This is a genomic window from Amycolatopsis sp. NPDC028719 (assembly GCF_055565395.1).
Window position 1 is genome coordinate 1382840 of the sequence record NZ_JBVHUL010000001.1, and the last position, 19457, is coordinate 1402296.

General features: G+C 69.6%; 12 protein-coding genes. 8 read left to right on the forward strand and 4 right to left on the reverse strand.

Annotated elements, in window-relative coordinates; genetic code table 11:
* Positions 1-150 precede the first annotated feature (150 nt).
* Genes ACZ4TR_RS06910 through ACZ4TR_RS06920 form a run of 3 tightly spaced genes read left to right on the forward strand, consistent with a single transcriptional unit; the run spans position 151 to position 11668 of the window.
* The gene (locus ACZ4TR_RS06910; protein ID WP_465286101.1) at positions 151-4326 is read left to right on the forward strand and encodes a LamG-like jellyroll fold domain-containing protein; all 4176 of its coding nucleotides are present in this window, start codon (positions 151-153) and stop codon (positions 4324-4326) included.
* 35 nt (positions 4327-4361) lie between these two features.
* Entirely contained in the window at positions 4362-11147 is a 6786-nt protein-coding gene (locus ACZ4TR_RS06915) for an RHS repeat-associated core domain-containing protein (RefSeq protein WP_465286102.1), read from the forward strand.
* Positions 11147-11668, forward strand: coding sequence for a hypothetical protein (locus tag ACZ4TR_RS06920; protein WP_465286103.1), 522 nt, complete (start codon positions 11147-11149; stop codon positions 11666-11668). The genes ACZ4TR_RS06915 and ACZ4TR_RS06920 overlap by 1 nt, the downstream gene beginning before the upstream one ends.
* Here the strand turns inward: ACZ4TR_RS06920 and ACZ4TR_RS06925 are convergent, their stop codons facing one another.
* Positions 11669-11932 (reverse strand): QsdR family transcriptional regulator, encoded by a 264-nt coding sequence (locus tag ACZ4TR_RS06925; RefSeq protein ID WP_465286104.1) that lies wholly within the window; start codon positions 11930-11932, stop codon positions 11669-11671.
* Here ACZ4TR_RS06925 and ACZ4TR_RS06930 point away from each other — a divergent pair.
* Complete coding sequence (locus ACZ4TR_RS06930; RefSeq protein ID WP_465286105.1) at positions 11844-12407, forward strand: hypothetical protein; 564 nt, start codon at positions 11844-11846, stop codon at positions 12405-12407. The genes ACZ4TR_RS06925 and ACZ4TR_RS06930 overlap by 89 nt on opposite strands.
* 5 nt (positions 12408-12412) lie before the next feature.
* A complete protein-coding gene (locus ACZ4TR_RS06935) occupies positions 12413-12910 on the forward strand; it encodes an SUKH-3 domain-containing protein (RefSeq protein WP_465286106.1) in 498 nt (165 codons plus the stop codon).
* A 1-nt stretch (position 12911) separates the two neighbouring features.
* On the opposite strand, the gene ACZ4TR_RS06940 is transcribed toward ACZ4TR_RS06935, so the two are convergent.
* Positions 12912-13451 (reverse strand): QsdR family transcriptional regulator, encoded by a 540-nt coding sequence (locus ACZ4TR_RS06940; protein WP_465286107.1) that lies wholly within the window; start codon positions 13449-13451, stop codon positions 12912-12914.
* A 56-nt stretch (positions 13452-13507) separates the two neighbouring features.
* Here ACZ4TR_RS06940 and ACZ4TR_RS06945 point away from each other — a divergent pair, with 56 nt between their 5' ends.
* The gene (locus tag ACZ4TR_RS06945; protein WP_465286108.1) at positions 13508-14467 is read left to right on the forward strand and encodes a quinone oxidoreductase family protein; all 960 of its coding nucleotides are present in this window, start codon (positions 13508-13510) and stop codon (positions 14465-14467) included.
* Here the strand turns inward: ACZ4TR_RS06945 and ACZ4TR_RS06950 are convergent.
* Positions 14444-15691, reverse strand: a complete 1248-nt coding sequence (locus ACZ4TR_RS06950; RefSeq protein WP_465286109.1) for an aminodeoxychorismate synthase component I — start codon at positions 15689-15691, stop codon at positions 14444-14446. The genes ACZ4TR_RS06945 and ACZ4TR_RS06950 overlap by 24 nt on opposite strands.
* Before the next feature lie 19 nt (positions 15692-15710).
* Complete coding sequence (locus ACZ4TR_RS06955) at positions 15711-16325, reverse strand: glycoside hydrolase family 25 protein (RefSeq protein ID WP_465286110.1); 615 nt, start codon at positions 16323-16325, stop codon at positions 15711-15713.
* 244 nt (positions 16326-16569) lie between these two features.
* On the opposite strand from ACZ4TR_RS06955, the gene metG reads away from it, so the two are divergent.
* Positions 16570-18366 (forward strand): methionine--tRNA ligase, encoded by a 1797-nt coding sequence (gene metG / locus ACZ4TR_RS06960; RefSeq protein WP_465286111.1) that lies wholly within the window; start codon positions 16570-16572, stop codon positions 18364-18366.
* Positions 18367-18376: 10 nt separating this feature from the next.
* Positions 18377-19213, forward strand: a complete 837-nt coding sequence (locus tag ACZ4TR_RS06965) for a TatD family hydrolase (protein ID WP_364524569.1) — start codon at positions 18377-18379, stop codon at positions 19211-19213.
* The last annotated feature ends 244 nt before the right edge of the window (positions 19214-19457 follow it).

A 19457-nucleotide genomic window follows, 5' to 3' on the forward strand; every position in this document is an offset into this window, starting at 1 on the left:
CTCACAACGAGAAGCTGTCCGTTTTGCCGCAAGTGATCGATGTGAGATCCGAATTAATCCGTTCGGCCGCTACCGCGGCAGTCGATCATCGGTGAAGGTACTCCCTGGGCGCGGTCCGGGTTGTCCGGCCGCGGAGTGAGGGGAATCTTCGTGGCTGTCGACGTGCGTTCTTCGCGGCTGAGATCCAGACGTGGCGTGCTCTTCGTGGTGCTGGCCGTGGCTTTCGGGATCCTCCCCGCCACGGCTTTTTTGCGCCCGCCGCCCGCCGCGGCCGACACCGTCGCGCAGGTCCCGGACACCGCGCCGGACCAGGCGACCGCCGCCCGGTACTCCGGGCAGGCCGGAAAGCGCGTTCAGGTCATGGACCAGACCACCGAGACGACGGAGACGTTCGCCGACCCGGACGGCACCGTCACGACCACCCGCCACCTGCGGCCCGTGCGGGTCAAGCAGGGCGGGAAGTGGACCACGCCCGATTCGACACTGGCGCCGAAGGACGGCGTGCTCGCCCCCAAGGCCGCGACCACCGGGATCACCCTCTCCGCCGGCGCGGGGCGCTCCGCGAAGTCCGTCGGCGCGCAGCCCCTGCTGCGGTTGACCCGTGACGGCACCACGGCCGGGTTCGACTGGCCCGGCACCTTGCCCGAGCCGGTCGTCACCGGCTCGACCGCGACCTATCCGGAGGTCCTGCCCGGCGTCGACCTGCGGGTCGAGGTGGACGTCGACACCGTGCACGAGGTCGTCGTCGTCAAGACGCCCGAGGCGGCCGCCAACGTGGCGAAGCTGGGCTTCGGCGTGCCGGTGCAGAACGGCGCCGTGACGAAGGACGCCGACGGCTCGCTGCACGTCCGGAACGCCGCGGGCGACGAGAAGTTCACGGCTCCGCCCGCGGCGATGTGGGACTCGTCGGGCGTCGAGACGGTCACCCAGGACTTCACGCGCGGCCCGGCCCCGGCCGGGCACCGCGCCGCCGTCGGCGTCGGGCTCGACGGGGCGAAGCTGACCCTCACCCCGGACCCGAAGCTCCTGGCCGCCGCGGACACCGTCTACCCGGTCTACATCGACCCGACCTGGCACGACAACTACTGCGCCGCGTGCGGCCGCAACCACTACCTGGTCCAGTACGCCTGCGGCACGGGCAAGACGCCGGGTGACGCGGTGTGGGACAGCGACGACAGCCTCCGCGCCGGTTACTACAACGACCCCAATTCGAGCTGCAGCGGGCACCTGGTCACCGCGCGGTCCTTCGTCGAGATGAACCTCGGCGGCCTGGGCGGGAAGACCATCTACAGCGCGAAACTGACCATGGGCCTGACCCAGCCCGGCAACTGCTCGGGCAGCAACAACATCGTCTGGGCGGGCGGCATCAGCCCCGGGCTGCGGTTCAACAGCGGACCGGCCTGGTGGCAGACGGTCGCGACGGTCTCGGGCTGCCCGACCAACGTCGGCTTCGACATCACCTCGACCATCGCGACCGCGGTCAGCGGCAACTCGCCGAGCTGGACGTTCGGCATCGTCTCGCCGAACGAAAACGACCAGGCGACCTGGAAGCGCTACTCGCCCCAGGTCGGGTTCGAGGTCAAGTACAACTCCCCGCCGAACCAGCCGAAGAACCTCGCGATCTTCAACGGCACGCAGTCCTACCCCTGCGTCCAGGGCGCTTCCCGGCCGGTCCTCGGCCCGACCGCCACCGGCTACGTCACCCGGGCCAACGTCTCCGACCCGGACGGCTACCAGCTGGACGCGCGGTTCCGCGTCTACAAGGGACTGGTCAGCACCAACACCCACGTCTGGGACGGCCGGGAGTTCGGCTCGGACAACATCCTGAGCGACGCGAACCAGGCGAACCGGAACGCGGTCGCGACCCTGCCCACGACCGAGATGAACGCCGACGGCCTCTACTCCTGGGACGTCCATTCGACGGACGGCCGGGAAACCTCCTGGGCCGTGCCCTGCGAGGCCGAAGTCGAGCTGACCCCGCCCGCGGCGCCCGGCGTCGCGTCGCAGACCTATCCCTCCGGCGCGTACGGCGGTGGCCCCGGCCGTCCTGGTGACTTCACGTTCACCGCGGCCCCGGTCGACCACTACGTCTGGCGGATGGACAACACGGCCGCGCCGAGCTGCGACGGCACCGAGGCCGGCACCGTGAAGCCGAAGGCGCTCAACGGGCCCGGCACCACGGCGGTCGCGCCCGGCAGCTCGGGTCCGCACGTGCTCAGCGCGTGGTCGTGCAACCGCGCGAAGACCCCGTCGACCCGGATCGACTACGCGTTCACGGTGAAGGACGCCGCAGCGCCGGTCGCGTCCTGGCAGTTCGAGGGCGACGGCCGATCCCAGGTCACCGGTCTGCGCTACGCGGGTGCCGGCACCGGCAACTTCGCCGCGGGCAAGGTCGGCCAGGCCGCGGCGCTCAGCGGCCAGGCGGGCGACTACTTCGCGACGCCGGCCCGGATCGTCGACACCACCAAGTCGTTCTCCGCCTCGGCCTGGGTCAACGCCGCCGACCTGAACGGCCAGCGGGCCGTGCTCTCCCAGGACGGGGACCAGGCCAGCGGGTTCGCCCTGCAGTACCTGAGCACCGGCAAGTGGGCGTTCAGCCTGAGCGGCTCGGACGTCGCGAACCCGATCGTCACGTCGGCGGTGTCGACGGCCACGCCGTCGGCCGGGACCTGGGCGCACCTCACCGGGGTCTACGACGCGAGCGCGCACACCGCGGCGCTGTACGTCGACGGCAGTCTCCAGCAGACGGTCTCGGCGACCGCGCCGAACGTGAGTGGTCCGCTCGTCCTCGGCGGCGCGAAGTCGGGCGGTGTCCGCACCTACCTGACCAAGGGCTCGATCGACGAGGCAGCGGTGTTCGGCCGCGCGCTGTCCGCGGCGGAGGTCGGCACCCTCTACGGCGCCAACGGCGTTCCCACGGGATTGACCGCCGCCCGTGAGTACACTTTGGACGGTGGCACGCAGGACGCCACGGGAACCGAGAACACCCTCGCGTTCACCACCCTTCCCTTCGGCCCGGGGTATTCGGACTCGGCGGGCCAGTCGGCGACCGACGACTCGACCGGCCACGGCAGCGGCCGGGGCCTGGTGGGCTCGGGCCCGGGCTACGCGGCGACGTCGTCCCCGGTGGTGGACACCGCGCAGAGCTTCTCGGTGTCGGCCTGGGTCAAGCTCGACAAGCCGGACTTCTACACCCTCGCGGCGCAGGAAGGCACCGCCGGCGACTCGTTCATGCTCAGCTCCTCGACCGACAACGTCGCGTTCGGGATGAGCACCACGGACGCGGCCGGTGACGCCGGCAACTGGCGGTGGGCGGGGACGTCCGTCACCCCGTACGCCGGGAAGTGGACGCACCTGACCGGGGTGTACGACGCGGTCGCGGCCAAGGAACGGCTGTACGTCAACGGCGCGCTCGCCTCGGAGACGGTGATCCCCGCGGGCACCGTGTGGCGGTCGACCGGGCCCTTCGGGATCGCGAAGCAGCCCGGCCGGTCGGTGGGGGCCTTCGCCGGCTCGATCGACCAGGTCCAGGTCTGGGATCGCGCGCTGCCCGCCGCCGAGGTGTCCGGCCTGGCCAACACCGCGGTGCTCCGGGCGAACTACCAGCTCGACGGCAGCACGACGGACTCCGTCAGCGGCGTCACGGGCACGCCGTCCGGGAGCTTCCAGATGACGACGGACGAGAACGGCTCGAACGTCGCCCGGTTCCCGTTCGAGTGGGGTTCCCAGGTCGAAGGGCCGCGCCCGCAGAACTTCCGCAGCGACCGCAGTTTCACGGTCGAGGCCTGGGTCAAGCACACCTGGACCGAGGCGGACGCGGCGCGGGAGAAGCAGCGCGACCCGTCCGATCCCGGCGGCGTGGACAAGCCCGGCCGCACGGCGCTCGGGGCGAACGGCGCGAACTTCTCGCCGTACCTCCTCGGCTACCGCGGCGTGCAGGACGCGAACGGCGTCTGGCACCCCCGCTGGAGCTGGGCGATGTGGATGGCGGAGTCGACCCCGGCGACGCCGGTGGCCATCCTGGCGACGCCGGACGCGGACGCCCAGTCCGGCGTCTGGACCCACCTCGCCGGGACGTACGACGCCGTGGCGCACCGGGCCTGCCTGTACGCGACGACGGACGCGTACCGATACAGCACGAAGTGCGTCGACAACGTGATCGGCTGGAACGGTGCGAGCGACCTCGAGGACCTCTTCCTCGGGCGCGGCCGTTTCAAGGGCCAGGACAGTGACTACTGGTACGGCGACCTGCGCGGTATCCGGGTCTACAGCGGTGTGCTCGACCAGCAGCACATCAACGCCGACGCCGTCCTCGACCACCCCTAGTCCTGCCCGACCTTCCCAGAATGGGTGGATCTTCCATGCGCAGAAGTGCCAGCCGGGCCCGGTCGGGCCGGCTTTCCCGGGCCACGGCGGTGGTGCTCGCGGTCGTCATGCTCGGCTCCGGCGGGACGGCGGTCGCCGCACCCGGCCGGCCCGGCAGCGACTGGACGGTCCCGCCGGGGCAGAAGGAGAAGAGCGTCCCGGTGAGCCCGGTGGCCACCGGGAAGCTGCCGGACATCAAGATCGGCACGCCACCCGTCACCCCACCGGTCTGGCCCGCCGAGAAGGATTCCGACGTCGACCTGGCCCCGGCGGCCACGCAGCAGCTCCGTGCCGCCGACACTCCGGTGCGGCTCGGGCGCGCCGCGGCCGCCGCGAAGCCGGCCAAGGTGCACGTCAAGGTCGCCGGCCACCAGGCCGCCGAAGCACTGGGCCTCGACGGCGTCGTCCTCGCGGTCACCGGAGCCGCCGACGGCCCGCTCCGCGTCGGACTGGACTACAGCGGCTTCGCGAACGCCTTCGGCGGCGGCTGGAGCGACCGGCTCCGGCTGTTCACGCTGCCGGCCTGCGCACTGTCCACACCGGACAAGGCGGAGTGCCGCACGCGGACGCCGATCGCGGGCTCGGCCAACGACGCCAAGACGAAGCAGGTCACCGCCGACGTCGTGACCGGTGGCCGGACGCAGGTGCTGGCCGCCGCGGCGACGGCCAGTGGCTCCGCGGGCTCGACCACCGCGATGCCGCTGTCGGCCGCCGGCGACTGGTCCGGCGGCGGGTCGGGTGGCGACTTCTCCTACAGCTACCCGTTCGCGGCGCCGAAGGCCCCGAACGGCGCGGCGCCGAACCTCTCGCTGTCCTACTCCTCGGGCAGCATCGACGGCCTGACGTCGGCGACGAACAACCAGGCGTCGTGGATCGGCGACGGCTGGGACTTCACGCCCGGCGGGTTCATCGAGCGCCACTACAAGGGCTGCAGCGAGGACCTGGGTGGCAACAACGGCCAGACGAAGACCGGCGACCAGTGCTGGGGTCCCGACAACGCGTCACTGGTCCTCGGCGGCCGCTCGACCCAGCTGATCAAGATCAACGACACGCTGTGGCGGCCCAAGTCCGACGACGGCTCCAAGGTCGAGCTCCTGACCGGGGCGGCGAACGGCGTCTCGCGCGGCCAGCACTGGCGCGTCACCACCGGCGACGGCACCCAGTACTACTTCGGCCTCAACCACCTCCCCGGCTGGACCGGCGGCAAGCCGGAGACGCAGTCCGCGTGGACCGTGCCGGTCTTCGGCAACAACGACGGCGAGGACTGCTACAAGGCGAACGACTTCGCGCATTCCTGGTGCCAGCAGGGGTGGCGCTGGAATCTCGACTACACCGTCGACCCGCACGGCAACGTCAGCACCTTTTACTACCAGCCGGAGAAGAACTCCTACGGCCTGAACCTGAACGTCACCTCGGCCGGTACCTCGTACGTGGCGGGCGGCTACCCGCTGCGCGTCGAGTACGGCCTGCGCCTGGCGAGCGGCAGCGTCTACGGCAGCGGCCCGACGAACCAGGTCGTGTTCGACACGGCCGAGCGGTGCATCCCGGACTCCTCCTTCGACTGCGCCCCGGCGAAGCTCACGGCCGCGAACGCGGCCCACTGGCCGGACGTCCCGTTCGACCAGATCTGTGCCGAGGGCGCGACCTGCGACTACGGTGCTCCCGCTTTCTTCACCCGCAAGCGCCTGACCGCGGTGCGCACGCAGTACTTCACCGGCACGACCCCGCACGACATCGACCAGTGGGACCTCGTCCAGTCCTACCCGGGGTCGGGGGACAACGCGCCGCCCGCGCCGTGGCTGAACTCGATCACCCACACGGGGAAGGCGGGGACCGCGCCGATCACCCTGCCGCCGACGGAGTTCGACCGCTACATCTTCCCGAACCGCGTCGACACGCTCGGCGACAAGTACGCGGCGATCACCCGCAGCCGGCTCAAGGAGATCCGGACCGAGACCGGCGGGCGCATCTCCGTCAACTACTCGGCGCAAGACTGCGTGCCGGGCACGAAGATGCCCGCGTCACCGCAGACGGACAAGTACCGCTGTTTCGCTTCGTACTGGAGCCCGCCCGAGTCGAAGGACCCGGTGCTCGACTGGTTCCACAAGTACGTCGTCACCGATGTCGCGGAGGACGACGGGCCAGGTGACTCGGTCCCGGTCGAGACGCACTACTCCTACCCGGTCGACAGCGCGGCCTGGCACTACGACGACAGCCAGTTCACACCGGACGACCGCCGCACCTGGAACCAGTGGCGCGGCTACAACGTGGTGACGACGTCCATCGGCGCGCCGGGGACGGTGCAGACCGTCACCGAATCCCTGTACCTGCGCGGGATGGACGGCGAGGTGGTCACCGACTCCGGCAAGGGGACCATCACCGACAAGGACCCGCTGCAGGGCTTCGTGCGCGAGTCCCGGACGTACCTGGCCGACGGCAAGACCGTCGACTCGGCATCGATCAACGACCCGTGGGTGCGCGGCCCGACCGCGACCAGCGCCGACGGGCGGCTCAAGGCGTACATGATCGACACCCAGTCGGTCCGCGGCCGCATGCTGCTGTCGGACGGGGCGACCTACCGCCGGACTCAGGTGAACAAGGAGTTCGACGACAACGGGATGACAACCCAGGTCGAAGACCTGGGCGACACCTCGACGCCGGCGGATGACACCTGCACCAACACGGCCTACCTCGCCAACACCGCCGGTATGTTCGACCGGTCGAGCACGGTGGTCATGTTCGGCGGGAACTGCGACGGGACGCAGACCGCGGCGAACAGCATCACCGACGTCCAGGTGGCCTACGACCACCAGGCGGTCGGGGTGCCGCCGACCAAGGGTGACATCACCGAGCAGGACACTCTCGACACGTGGGACGCGGCCGGCAAGCACTACGTCGCCACGACCAAGAACACCTACGACGACCTCGGCCGCGAGACCGAGGCGCAAGACGTGTTCGGCGCCCTGACCAAAACCGAGTTCGCGCCGGCCGCGGGCGGCCCGGTCACCCAGATCAAGACGACCAACCCGGCCGGCTGGACCTCGACGACGACGCTCGAGCCGGCCCGCGGCAACCCGACGACTTCGGCCGACGTAAACAGCGTCACGACGGACATCGACTACGACGCGCTGGGCCGGAAGACCGCGGTCTGGAACCCGGGCCGGACCCGGAGCCAGGCGGCGAGCGCGACCTTCGAGTACGGCGTGAGCAAGACCAGTCCGGTCTACGTGCGCACGAGGACGCTGCAGGACACGAACGCCTACACCGACGCCTACACGATCTACGACCACCTCGGCCGGACCCGGCAGACCCAGGTCCCGGCGCAGGGTGGCGGCCGGATCATCGCCGACACGCTGTACGACTCCCGCGGCCTCCGGTTCAAGACGAACGCGCCTTTCTACAACGACGCGTCCGGCCCGAACCCGACGCTGGTCGGGGCGGCCGACAACGTCGTGATGGCGCAGACGGTCACGGAGTACGACCGCCGGGCGCGGCCCACGGCGTCGATCCTGATGTCGAAGAGCGTCGAGCAGTGGCGGACCACGACCCGGTACGACGGCGAGAAGACGACGACGATCCCGCCCGCCGGCGGCTCACCGTCCACAGTGGTCACCGACGCGCAGGGGCAGACCGTCCAGCGGTTGCAGTACACCAACGGCTACACGCCGGGCGCCGCGAATCCGGCCGACGTCACGACGTACACGTACAACGCGGCCGGCGCGCAGACGTCGGTGCAGGACTCCTCGGGCAACGTCTGGTCGACCAAGTACGACCTGCGCGGCCGGAAGACCGAGCAGAACGACCCGGACGCGGGGCGCTCGACGTTCACCTACGACCAGGCCGGGCAGCTCAAGACGACCACGGACGCCCGGAACCAGACGCTGGCCTACACCTACGACACGCTCGGCCGGAAGGTCCGCGAGAACAAGGACTCCGACACCGGCCCGCTGCTGGCGACGTGGACCTACGACACGGTGCTGCACGGCCTGGGCCTGCCGGCGTCCTCGACCCGCTGGGACGGCGCGGACGGCTACACGAACCGCGTCGTCGCCTACGACGCGTTCAGCAGGCCGACCAAGACGGCCGTCGACATCCCGGCCAAGGAGGACGCGCTCAAGGGCACCTACGAGTTCTCGACGAAGTACACGGCGACGGGCGCGGTCGCGGAGACCGTGAGCCCGGCGGCGGGAAACCTGCACCAGGAGCACGTCGTCCACGGTTATACGGACCTGGGCCTGGCCTCGACGACCTACGCGCTCGACTCGACGACCGGCGCGCGCACGGACCTCGTGTCCGCCACCGGGTACACCTCGCTCAACGAGATGTCGACGCTGCAGCTGGACGGCGCCACCTCGGTGTCGAACGTCGGCGTGACGCAGACGTACGACGAGGTGACCCGGCGAGCGCAGACCACGACGGTCAGCCGCGAGACGCAGGTCGGGGCCGAGCTGACGAAGCGGACCTACAGCTACGACCCGGCGGGCAACGTCCGGAAGATCGCGGACACCCCGGCGGGGGCGGCGGCCGACATCCAGTGCTTCGACTACGACTACCTGCAGCGGATGACGGACGCGTGGACGCCGTCGTCGGGTGACTGCGCGACGGCGAAGTCGGCGTCGGCCCTGAACGGGGCGGCTCCCTACTGGAACACCTACACCTACGACAAGACGGGCAACCGCAAGACGCAGGTCGAGCACAAGCCGGCCGGCGACGTGACGACGAACTACGCGTACCCGGCTTCGGGTGCCACGGCGGTCCGGCCGCACGCGCTGCAGGGCACGAACGCGGCCGGCCCGAACGGCACGTCGACCACGAGCTACACCTACGACGAGGCCGGTTCGGTCAAGACCCGCGATGTCGGCGGCAACACGCAGACGTACACGTACGACGCCGAAGGCCACACGGCGACCGAAACGGATCAGGCAGGGGCCAGCTCGTACGTCTACGACGCGGACGGCAACCGCCTGATCGCCCACGACCCGACCGGCGCGACGCTGTCGATCGGCGATCTGGAGATCATCCAGGCCGCGGGCACGCACGCGGCGACGGCGATCCGCTACTACTCCCACGGCGGCACGCAGGTGGCCGAGCGCGCGGGGTCGGCGGGGCTGAAGTGGATGCTGGGCGACCTGCACGGCACCAACGGCCTGTCGATCACGCAGGGGACACTGCAGCCCAACCAGCGCTACACGGATCCGTTCGGCAACGTGCGGGCGCAGACGTCGACGTGGCCGGACAAGCACGGTTTCGTCGGCGGCTACCAGGACACGACGGGCCTGACCCACCTCGGCGCGCGCGACTACGACCCGACGACGGGGCGGTTCACGAAGGTCGACCCGGTGCTGACGCCGGATCTGCCGCAGACGTTGAACGCGTACGCGTACGCGAACAATTCGCCGGCGACGGAGTCGGACCCGTCGGGGTTGTCGGCGTGCTACAGCATGGGATCGGACGGGTTGCTGTGCAACCCGGGCACACCGCAGGCCGAGGGCTGCTCGTGGAACCCGAGTTGCAACGTGGTGGGCCACCACACGCAGCAGGAGATTGACAAGCACAACGGCAAGAACGCCCGCGACAAGGCGATCCGCGACTCCGGCATCAGCCAAGCCGCGTACGAGGACGCGCAGGCGGTGGTGAAGAAGTCCAAGTGGGACGTCTTCGTCGAGGCGGCGGGCGAGCTGATCAAGGGCCTGATCGGCTGGGACGACATCAAGGACTGCGTGACGCAGGGAGCGTTCGGCGCGTGCGTCCGGACGGTCATCAACTTCATCCCGTGGGGCAAGATCCTCAAGGCCGGCGAGATCATCGCGGACTTCTGGAAGGGCGCGAAGGCGCTCATCACCTTCGGCAAGGAGGTGGAGAAGGCCGAGAAGGTCATCGTCGACACGGAGAAGGTCCTGGCCGACGCGGACCGCGCGGCGAACGCGGCGGCGGACGCGGAGCGAGCTGCCTCGGAGGTGGCCCACGGGGCTCAGGAGGCGAAGGGTGCCGAGGCTGCGGAATCAGCCGCCTCCTGCCCGTTGCACAGCTTCGTCGCCGGAACTCGGGTCTTGCTGGCGGACGGATCGACGAAGCCGATCGAGCAGGTTCACACCGGCGACGTGGTCGAGACGACGGACACGTCGACGGGCGCGGTCGAGCAGCACGAGGTGGTGGGCACACTCGTCCACGACGACGAGCAGGAGCGCACCGAGGTCACGCTGGAATCGGGCGACTCCATCGTGGCCACGGACTGGCACCCCGTCTGGGTGGAAGAGACGGGCGCCTGGGTCGAGATCGGTGACTTGACCGCGGGTGAGCACCTACACTCCGCTGATGGGCGGTCGGTCGCGGTCACGGATGTCCGCCACTTCAGCCAGCAGACGCCGGTCTACGACCTCACTGTGGACTCGGTCCACGACTTCTACGTACAAAGTGGTCCGACGACGATCCTCGTGCACAACAGCAGCGCGTGCCTCGGTCGCAACCTCAAAGCCGCGGGCGAACAGCCTGCCACGCCGAGACCCGAGGCACACCACATCGTGCCGGAGAACCACCGGCTCGCCGGGCCGGCGCGCGACGTCTTGTCGAATCACAACATCAGCATCGATTCGGCGGAGAACGGCGTCTGGCTGGGACACGACACGCACCGCGGCACGTTCCCCAACTCCTACGTGCGCTGGATCAACGAATCGGTCGTCAACGCCAACAAGGGTGGTGGCCGGAGTGCGGTTCTGTCGGTGTTGTCCGACGCCAAGCAGATACTGAAGAGCCTTGATCAGAACTTCGGAAACGGCCTGTGATGGATCTCGTTCCTTGCCTCGTCGACGGCGATGTCGACACGTACGGCTTTCTGTTCGGCGGTGTGGACTCCACGCCTTCCGCTTCCGAGGTCTGGGATGCGCTCGAAGTAGAGTGGGAGCCGGGAAGCACGGGGCGGCAGCCGAACATCTTCTGCCACAACTTCATCCGGGACTTCGTCTTCGACGACGTGGCCCTGCGTTCTCTCCGATCGATCGCCGGAGACGACTTGAAAGTCAACGGCACGCTGCGGCTGGGGCAGCAGATCCTGACCGTGGTCGAAGCGGCGCCCGTCTTGTCCGTGGTCGATGAAGCGCGGTCTCGCCCCTCCGAATTCAGCTGGGCGAAGATCGGGTTTCCGCACGTCGAGACCGACCTTCGGGAAAGCGTGAGCGACCGGATTTTCCACCTCCCGTACCCCGAATTGTCTACGAGCGTCGTCGTGGGTGCGAAGGTGCGTGAAGCTTACGAGCGAGCGGGCCTGACGGGGTGGGTGTTCGAGCCTGCCGCAGTCGACGACTAGTCAGGTCGGCAAAGCGGTCACCGCGGCATGCGCCTTCTCCGCATCGGGCGCATCCCCGGTGATCACGTCCGTGTACACAAAAGACTCCCCGATCCGCACCAGCAGGTAAGCCAGATCCGGTACCGGCAACGGCGGCACCAACCGCCCGGCCGCTACTTCCCGAGTCAGCAGTGTGATGGGCGAGGCGGGCGACGGGGTCGAGATCGGCTCGCTGGTCGCGGGGGAGCACCTGCACTCGGCGGATGGTCGGTCGGTCGAGGTCAAGTCGGTCCGCCACTTCGAGCAGCAGGCCCCGGTCTACGACCTCACGGTGGATGAGGTCCACGACTACTTCGTGGGCGCCGGTGCGGTCGCGGTCCTGGTCCACAACTGTGGAAGCCTTGAAGGATTCGCGGACACTCAGCGAGAGGTGCCCGGAACCAAGTTCGCCTCCGAGTACACCTCGCCTTCCGGCAAGACGTACCGCAGCACCAACCGGCACGGAAACTCCGGCGCACTCGAACGAATGCCCGCATTGAAGTCTGCGGTGGGAGAGGCGGGGCACCACGGCGGTTGCGCCGAGGTAGGCTGCTTGATCAAGGCGTTCGAAGCCGAGGGGCCCGAGGCGATCTCCGGCGGTTCGATGAGGACGGTGCACGTGAGAAATCCAAGGTCGTCCCGTGCGGCTGAGCAAGGTACACCGGCCATACCCTGCGGAAGGTGTCAGCGACTTCTCGGCATACTCGGAATATCCTGGTGAACGCAATGGTTTTCGAATTCGATTTTCCCGAGAAGGTCGCGCGTGAGTTGTCGCGCTCGGGGTGGACCCAAGACCGTTCCGTCGACATCTCCGAGTGGGAAGAGGAGCTGGGTGCGCAGGGATATCACCTCACTCCGATCGCCGCGATGGCCTTGCGCTCCTTTGGTGGGCTTGCTTTCAGTCCGGTGAATGCGCAAGGTCCGAACTTCAGCAACGACGAACCGCTGACCGTCGACCCGGTTCTCGCGGGATCCGGACATTTCGAACTCGCGACTGAACTCACTGCCGAGCTTGGCGGGAACTGGTACCCGTTCGGTGAGTGGTTGAGTTTTTCCAGTGTCTTCGTCGAGGACAGCGGACGAGTCGTGGCCACGGGGCTCGGCTGGATATGGGAGCTCGGTGAATCGGTGGGTGACGCCATCGCCTTCGCGTTGGCTCCTGACCGACCCTTGAAATGTCTGCGGGTGCTCACTCCGGGCGCGAAGCCCTGGCCTGCTGACTGAATCAGGTCAGCAACGCGGTCACCGCGGCATGCGCCTTCTCCGCATCCGGCGCATCCCCGGTGATCACGTCCGTGTACACGAAAGATTCCCCGATCCGCACCAGCAGATAAGCCAGATCCGGCACCGGCAACGGCGGCACCAGCCGCCCGGCGGCCACCTCCGAAGCCAGCAGTGACTCCACCTCCGCGGTAGTCCGCTGCTGGCAAACACTCGCGCGCGTCGTCAGCAACCGCAATGCCCGCTCCGGCTCCCGGCGCAGAAAGTCCCGAAAAGGCGGCGACTCGTTCGCGAACCGGACATACCCGCTCACGAAGTCCGCCACCCCGGCGGCCCCACGCTCCGCGCACGAAGGCAGCAGCCGGGCGATCGAAGCCGACGACAGCGACCACAGGATCTCGCCCAGCAGACGATCCCGCGATCCCACCCGCCGGTGCAGCGTCGCCCGGCTGATCGACAGCGCCTCCGCCAGCTCGCCCATGTCCACGCGCCGGCCGGCCAGGAACCAGTCGCGGGCCACGTCGTACGCCGTCGAGTGAGACATATGCCAGAATGTCTCACATCGAGCGGCGAACAGCCAACGGCGAGAGGGACAGCGACATGCGCGCAGTGCAGGTGACCGAGTTCGGCGGACCCGAGGTGCTCACGCCGGTCGAGCTGCCCGATCCCGTGGCCGGCCCCGGCGAGGTCCTCATCGACGTCGATCGCATCGGCGTCAACTACGCCGACACCCACCAGGCCGAGAACTCCTACCTCGCGCCGTCCAAGCTGCCGCTCGTCCCCGGTGGCGAGGTGGTCGGACGGACGCAGAACCGAGAGCGCGTCGTCGCCCTCCTGAACGGTGGGGGCGGGTACGCCGAGAAGGCCGTCGCGCCCCAGGCGACCACCTTCCCCGTGCCCGAGGGCATCGACGACCTCACCGCCCTGTCCATGCTGGTCCAGGGCGCCACCGCCTGGGTCCTGCTCCGCAAGAACGCCCACCTGGCCGAAGGCGAGTCCGTCGTCGTGCACGCCGCCGCCGGTGGGGTCGGGACCATCGCCGTGCAGCTCGCCAAGGCCTGGGGCGCCGGCCGCGTCATCGCCACCGCCAGCAGCGACGAGAAGCGCGCCCTCGCCCTCGAACTCGGGGCCGACGTCGCCGTCGACTCGCGGGCCGAGGACATGACCGCCACCCTGATCGAGGCGAACGAGGGCCGCCGCGTCGACGTCGTGCTCGACATGGTCGGCGGCACCACCACCGACCAGAGCATCGCCGCACTCGCGCCGTTCGGCCGGCTCGCCTTCTACGGCATGGCCGGGCGCGACAACCCGAAGCCGGTCGAGCTGCGCAACCTCCTCGGCCACAGCACGACGATCAGCGGCATGTGGCTGCCGCACGTCTTCCGCCTGCCGGGCAACGTCTTCGGGACCGCCCTCGCCGACCTGTTCGAGCTCGTCGGAGAGGGCAAGCTCAAGGCGATCCCGGGCGGCGAGTTCGCCCTGTCGGACGCGCGCGGCGCGCACGAGGCCCTGCGCTCCCGCAAGACCGTCGGCAAGCTACTGCTCGACCCCGGCGAGTAGGCGTTCCAGGGGGGCCGCCTTGTGCAGGCACTCCTGCCACTCCGCCTCCGGGTCCGAATCCGCCGTGATCCCGCCGCCGACACCGAGTTCGATCCGGCCGGCGGAGATCTCGAACGTCCGGATCGCGACGTTCAGCTCCAGCCCCGCCGCCGGTGACACCAGCCCGATCGCACCCGTGTAGACCCCCCGCCCGCAAGGTTCCAGGTCCGCGATCAGGTCCAGCGCGCGGATCTTCGGCGCGCCGGTCACCGAGCCGGGCGGGAACGTCGCGTCGAGCAGTTCGGCGTCGGACACCGACGGGCGCAGCACCCCCGTCACCGTCGAGTCCAGGTGCCAGACCCCCGGCGCCGGGCGGACCCGCAGCAGCGAGGGCACGATCACCGACCCCACCTCGCACACCCGGCCCAGGTCGTTGCGCACCAGGTCGGTGATCATCACGTTCTCCGCGACGTCCTTGGCGGACCGGCGCAGCAGCATCGCGTTCCCGTCGTCACGAGGTCCACGCCGGGGGAGCGTTCCCTTGATCGGCGTCGAGCGCACCGCCCGGCCGTGCCGCGCGAGGAACAGCTCCGGCGAGAACGAGACCACCGACCCCCGCGGACCCGAGACGAACGCCGCCCGGCGGGGATTCAGCGAAGACACGCCGGCGGCGAACAGCGCGGCGGGCGAGCCGGAGAACGCACCCGTGAACCGGCTGCAGATGTTCGCTTGGAACAGTTCCCCGGCTTCGATCGCGTGGACGCACGCCTTCACCGCGTCCCGGTGCTCCGACGGCAGCGGACGCCGCAGCGGCCCGGCCGTCCAGGAAAGGTCCGGAACGTCAGCGGCCAGCAGCGACTCCATTGTGGACGCCGACGGGCCGCCGCCGTCGAGGGATTCCAGGTGGCACGTGCCCGCGGAAGACCACCGCAGCACGTGGTCCGCCCAGCCCCACGCGGACGCCGGCAGGGCACCGGAGCGCCCGGACGGATCCGCGGCGTCGTACGACAGGTAGCCGAACCAGCCGCCGCCGATCACGCCCGGCGGTGCGGGCACCGGCGAAACCGGCGGCAGCGCGCCGGGAGCGACGGCGAGCGAGGGGGCGATCACCGCCTGGGCGCCGAACCACTCACCCGACAGCATCGCGGGCGGCGGCAGCCCGCGGGCGGCGTTGTGGTGAGCGAGCACCGAAAAGGCGCGCGACGGCGTGACCTTCGTCCGAAGTGTCCTGCTCGTCACGCGCATGGCGACATATCACCACACGTCAGAGCAGAAGGTCACCCAATGTGAACGGGTACACGACGGCGTTCTGCTCCACCGGCCCGTCGATGCCCGGCACGTCCGCCGCGCACGCGTGCTGGTGCACGCCGAGCCGCGCGTGGAACCAGCCGGCCCGGCCCGGGATGCCGTTGTGCCGGATCAGCCACAGCACCACTTCGGAGTCGGCCCAGCGGTCCGGGTGCAGCCGGTGCTGCCAGCAGTCGTAGTCGGCGTAGACCAGCACGCGCTCGATGCGCGCCGCGTGCCGGACGTGCTTGATCCACGCCTTGACGAACCGGTCGTCGACGCTCGGTGCCGCCACCTCCAGTGCCGGCGCCAGCGATCCGGGCGCGAAGGCGCCGAGCCGGCTGGCCGTCCGGACGAAATGGTCGGCCTGGTCGTGCACGGCGCCCGGACGCGCGTAGTGCCGGCCGCCGACGTGCAGCCCGGCCTCCTGCGCCCCGGCCAGGTTGCGCTCCGCGGCGGAGCTGCTCCAGTTGACGTTCTCGCTGATCGTCACCGAGACGAACCGGGTCTGCGCGGCGCGCACGGCCTGCCAGTCGGACACGCGCTCGCGGTGGGACAGCGAGATGCCGAGTTCGGCTTCCGGCTCCGTCACAGTCCGCCCCCGGCGCGTCGATGAAGAGCACACCATACGTCGCGTGGAGCGGACCCGCAGTGACCCACGCGCGGTTGATCAGGCGTTTCTTTCCCCCGGCGTCGATCACCGGGTCGAGCCGCACCCCGGAGAGCCCTGCACGACCTCCGGGGCGCGGCCGTCGCCGCGCGCCGGAGGCCCGGTCGCCGGCGACCGGGCCTCCCTCTCGACAAAGCGTGTGACGCCCTCCGTAGGCTAATAAGGTATGAGCACCCCTGTGTTGACCGCGGTGGCCTGGCCCTACGCCAACGGCCCCCGCCACATCGGCCACGTGTCCGGATTCGGCGTCCCGTCCGACGTCTTCTCCCGCTACCAGCGAATGGCCGGCAACCGGGTGCTCATGGTCTCCGGCACCGACGAGCACGGCACCCCGATCACGGTCCAGGCCGACAAGGAAGACTCCACCCCGCAGCTGACGGCGGACAAGTACACCCGCCAGATCGGCACCGACCTGCAGGGCCTCGGCCTCTCCTACGACCTGTTCACCCGGACCACGACCGGCAACCACGCCGAGGTGACGCAGCAGATCTTCCTGGCGCTGCACCGCAACGGCTACGTCGTGCCGAAGACCACGCGTGGCGCGATCAGCCCGTCCACCGGCCGCACGCTGCCCGACCGCTACGTCGAGGGCACCTGCCCGATCTGCGGGTACGACGGCGCGCGCGGCGACCAGTGCGACAACTGCGGCAACCAGCTCGACGCCGCGGAGCTGATCAACCCGAAGTCGCGGATCAACGGCGAGACGCCGAAGTTCGTCGAGACCGAGCACTACTTCCTCGACCTGCCGGCGTTCACCAAGACCCTCGGCGACTGGCTGGGCACCAAGACCGACTGGCGCCCGAACGTCCTCAACTTCACCAAGAACCTGATCGACGACATGCGGCCGCGGCCGATCACCCGCGACCTCGACTGGGGCGTCAAGATCCCGCTCGACGGCTGGCGCGACCAGCCGCTGAAGCGGTTCTACGTCTGGTTCGACGCCGTGATCGGGTACTTCTCGGCCAGCGTCGAGTGGGCGCGGCGCTCCGGCAACCCGGACGCGTGGCAGGAGTGGTGGAACAACGCCGACGCCCGGTCGTACTACTTCATGGGCAAGGACAACATCACCTTCCACGCCCAGATCTGGCCGGCGCTGCTGTTCGGCCACAACGGCGAGGGCGACAAGGGCGGCGAGCCCGGCAAGTACGGCCGCCTGCACCTGCCGGACGAGATCGTCTCCAGCGAGTTCCTCACCATGAGCGGCTCGAAGTTCTCGACCTCGCGCGGGCGCGTGATCTACGTCGAGGACTTCCTGCGCGACTTCGGCCCGGACACGCTGCGGTACTTCATCTCGGTCGCCGGCCCGGAGACCCAGGACACCGACTTCACCTGGGACGAGTTCGTCCGCCGGACCAACTTCGAGCTGGCCAACGAGTGGGGCAACCTGGTCAACCGGTCCATCTCGATGGCGCACAAGAACGTCGGTGCCATCCCGCGCCCGGAGGCCCCGACGGCGGCCGACGAGGACCTGAAGGCGCTCTCACGCAAGGCTTTCGATACCGCGGGCGCGCACCTGGCCCGGTCCCGGTTCAAGCTGGCGGCGAGCGAGGCGATGAAGGTCGTCACGGCGGCGAACAAGTACATCTCCGACCAGGAGCCGTGGAAGCTCAAGGACGACCCCACGCGGCGCGACACCGTGCTGCACACCGCGCTGCAGGTCGTCTCCGACGCCAACACGCTGCTGACGCCGTTCCTGCCGCACTCCGCCCAGAAGGTCCACGAGGCCCTCGGCGGCACCGGCGTCTGGGCCGCCCAGCCGGAGCTCAAGGAGGTCGACGACCTCGACATCGCCGGCCGGGTCAACCCGATCCTCACCGGCGACTACGCGGGCGAGCAGGCGAAGTGGGAGTCGCAGCCGATCGAGGTCGGCAAGCCGCTCGCCAAGCCGAGCCCGCTGTTCACGAAGCTCGACCCGGCGCTCGGCGAGACCGGCCCGGAGTGGGCGCCGATCACCAAGGATTAAGAGGTAATGCATGGGTGACGAGAAGCGCGAGCTGCCGCCGGTCCCGGACCGGCTCCCGGTGTCGGTGGTGGACGCGCACACCCATCTCGACGCGTGCGGCGCGGTCACCGCGGCCGAGGTCACGGCCATGGTCGACCGCGCCGAGCGTGCCGGCGTCGCCCGCGTCGTCACGGTCGCCGACGACCTCGCCTCGGCCCGCTGGGCCGCGGAGGCGGCCACCTGGGACAGCCGGGTCTGGGCCGCCGTGGCGATCCACCCGACGCGCACCAAGGCCTTCGGCGAGGCCGAGAAGTCCGAAGTGGAGCGCTTGGCGGCCCAGGAGCGCGTCGTCGCGGTCGGGGAGACCGGCCTCGACTACTACTGGGACTACTCGCCGCACGACGCCCAGCAGGAGGCGTTCCGCTGGCACATCGACCTCGCCAAGCGGCTGGACAAGCCGCTGATGATCCACGATCGCGAGGCCCACGACGACGTGCTGCGCATCCTGGCCGAAGAGAATGCGCCGAATGCCGTAATCTTCCATTGTTTTTCCGGAGACGCGGAAATGGCCCGCAAGTGCGTCGACGCGGGATACGTCCTTTCCTTCGCGGGCACGGTCACTTTCAAGAACGCGAAGGGACTCCACGAGGCCGCCCGGCTCTGCCCGCCGGACCAGTACCTCGTCGAGACCGACGCGCCGTTTCTGACCCCCCACCCGTTCCGTGGGCGGCCGAACGAGCCGTTCGGCGCCGCCTACACCGTCCGTCACCTGGCGGCGCTCAGGGGCGAAGCTGTCCACGAGGTCGCCGAATCGGTCCGGACCACTGCCGAGCGCGTGTACCGACTCCCCAGTGTCACAACGGGTTGAACGCATTGCGACATCGGGGTTGCTTGATCGTCCACCTGATGGAGTGACGGGGATCACGACACTCCGGGGGGTGTTTGCGCAACCCGGCGGGACCCGTTACTGTCCCGTGATCGTGCCGGTCGGTACTGCAGACTGCAGTTGCCGACTGTTACGCCCTCAGTCACGTCAGTGCACGTCGGGGAAGCGGAACCGGGTAGGTACGACCGGGACCGTGACGATGGCGCCGACTGCGGGCCCAGACGTA

What these genes read in the sequence shown, in the direction of transcription:
- ACZ4TR_RS06915 (WP_465286102.1), top strand. Translation starts at nt 4,362, where the DNA reads ATGCGCAGAAGTGCCAGCCGGGCCCGGTCGGGCCGGCTTTCCCGGGCC.
- ACZ4TR_RS06920 (WP_465286103.1), top strand. Translation starts at nt 11,147, where the DNA reads ATGGATCTCGTTCCTTGCCTCGTCGACGGCGATGTCGACACGTACGGC.
- ACZ4TR_RS06930 (WP_465286105.1), top strand. Translation starts at nt 11,844, where the DNA reads ATGGGCGAGGCGGGCGACGGGGTCGAGATCGGCTCGCTGGTCGCGGGG.
- ACZ4TR_RS06935 (WP_465286106.1), top strand. Translation starts at nt 12,413, where the DNA reads ATGGTTTTCGAATTCGATTTTCCCGAGAAGGTCGCGCGTGAGTTGTCG.
- ACZ4TR_RS06940 (WP_465286107.1), bottom strand. Translation starts at nt 13,451, where the DNA reads ATGTCTCACTCGACGGCGTACGACGTGGCCCGCGACTGGTTCCTGGCC.
- ACZ4TR_RS06945 (WP_465286108.1), top strand. Translation starts at nt 13,508, where the DNA reads ATGCGCGCAGTGCAGGTGACCGAGTTCGGCGGACCCGAGGTGCTCACG.
- ACZ4TR_RS06950 (WP_465286109.1), bottom strand. Translation starts at nt 15,691, where the DNA reads ATGCGCGTGACGAGCAGGACACTTCGGACGAAGGTCACGCCGTCGCGC.
- metG (WP_465286111.1), top strand. Translation starts at nt 16,570, where the DNA reads ATGAGCACCCCTGTGTTGACCGCGGTGGCCTGGCCCTACGCCAACGGC.
- ACZ4TR_RS06965 (WP_364524569.1), top strand. Translation starts at nt 18,377, where the DNA reads ATGGGTGACGAGAAGCGCGAGCTGCCGCCGGTCCCGGACCGGCTCCCG.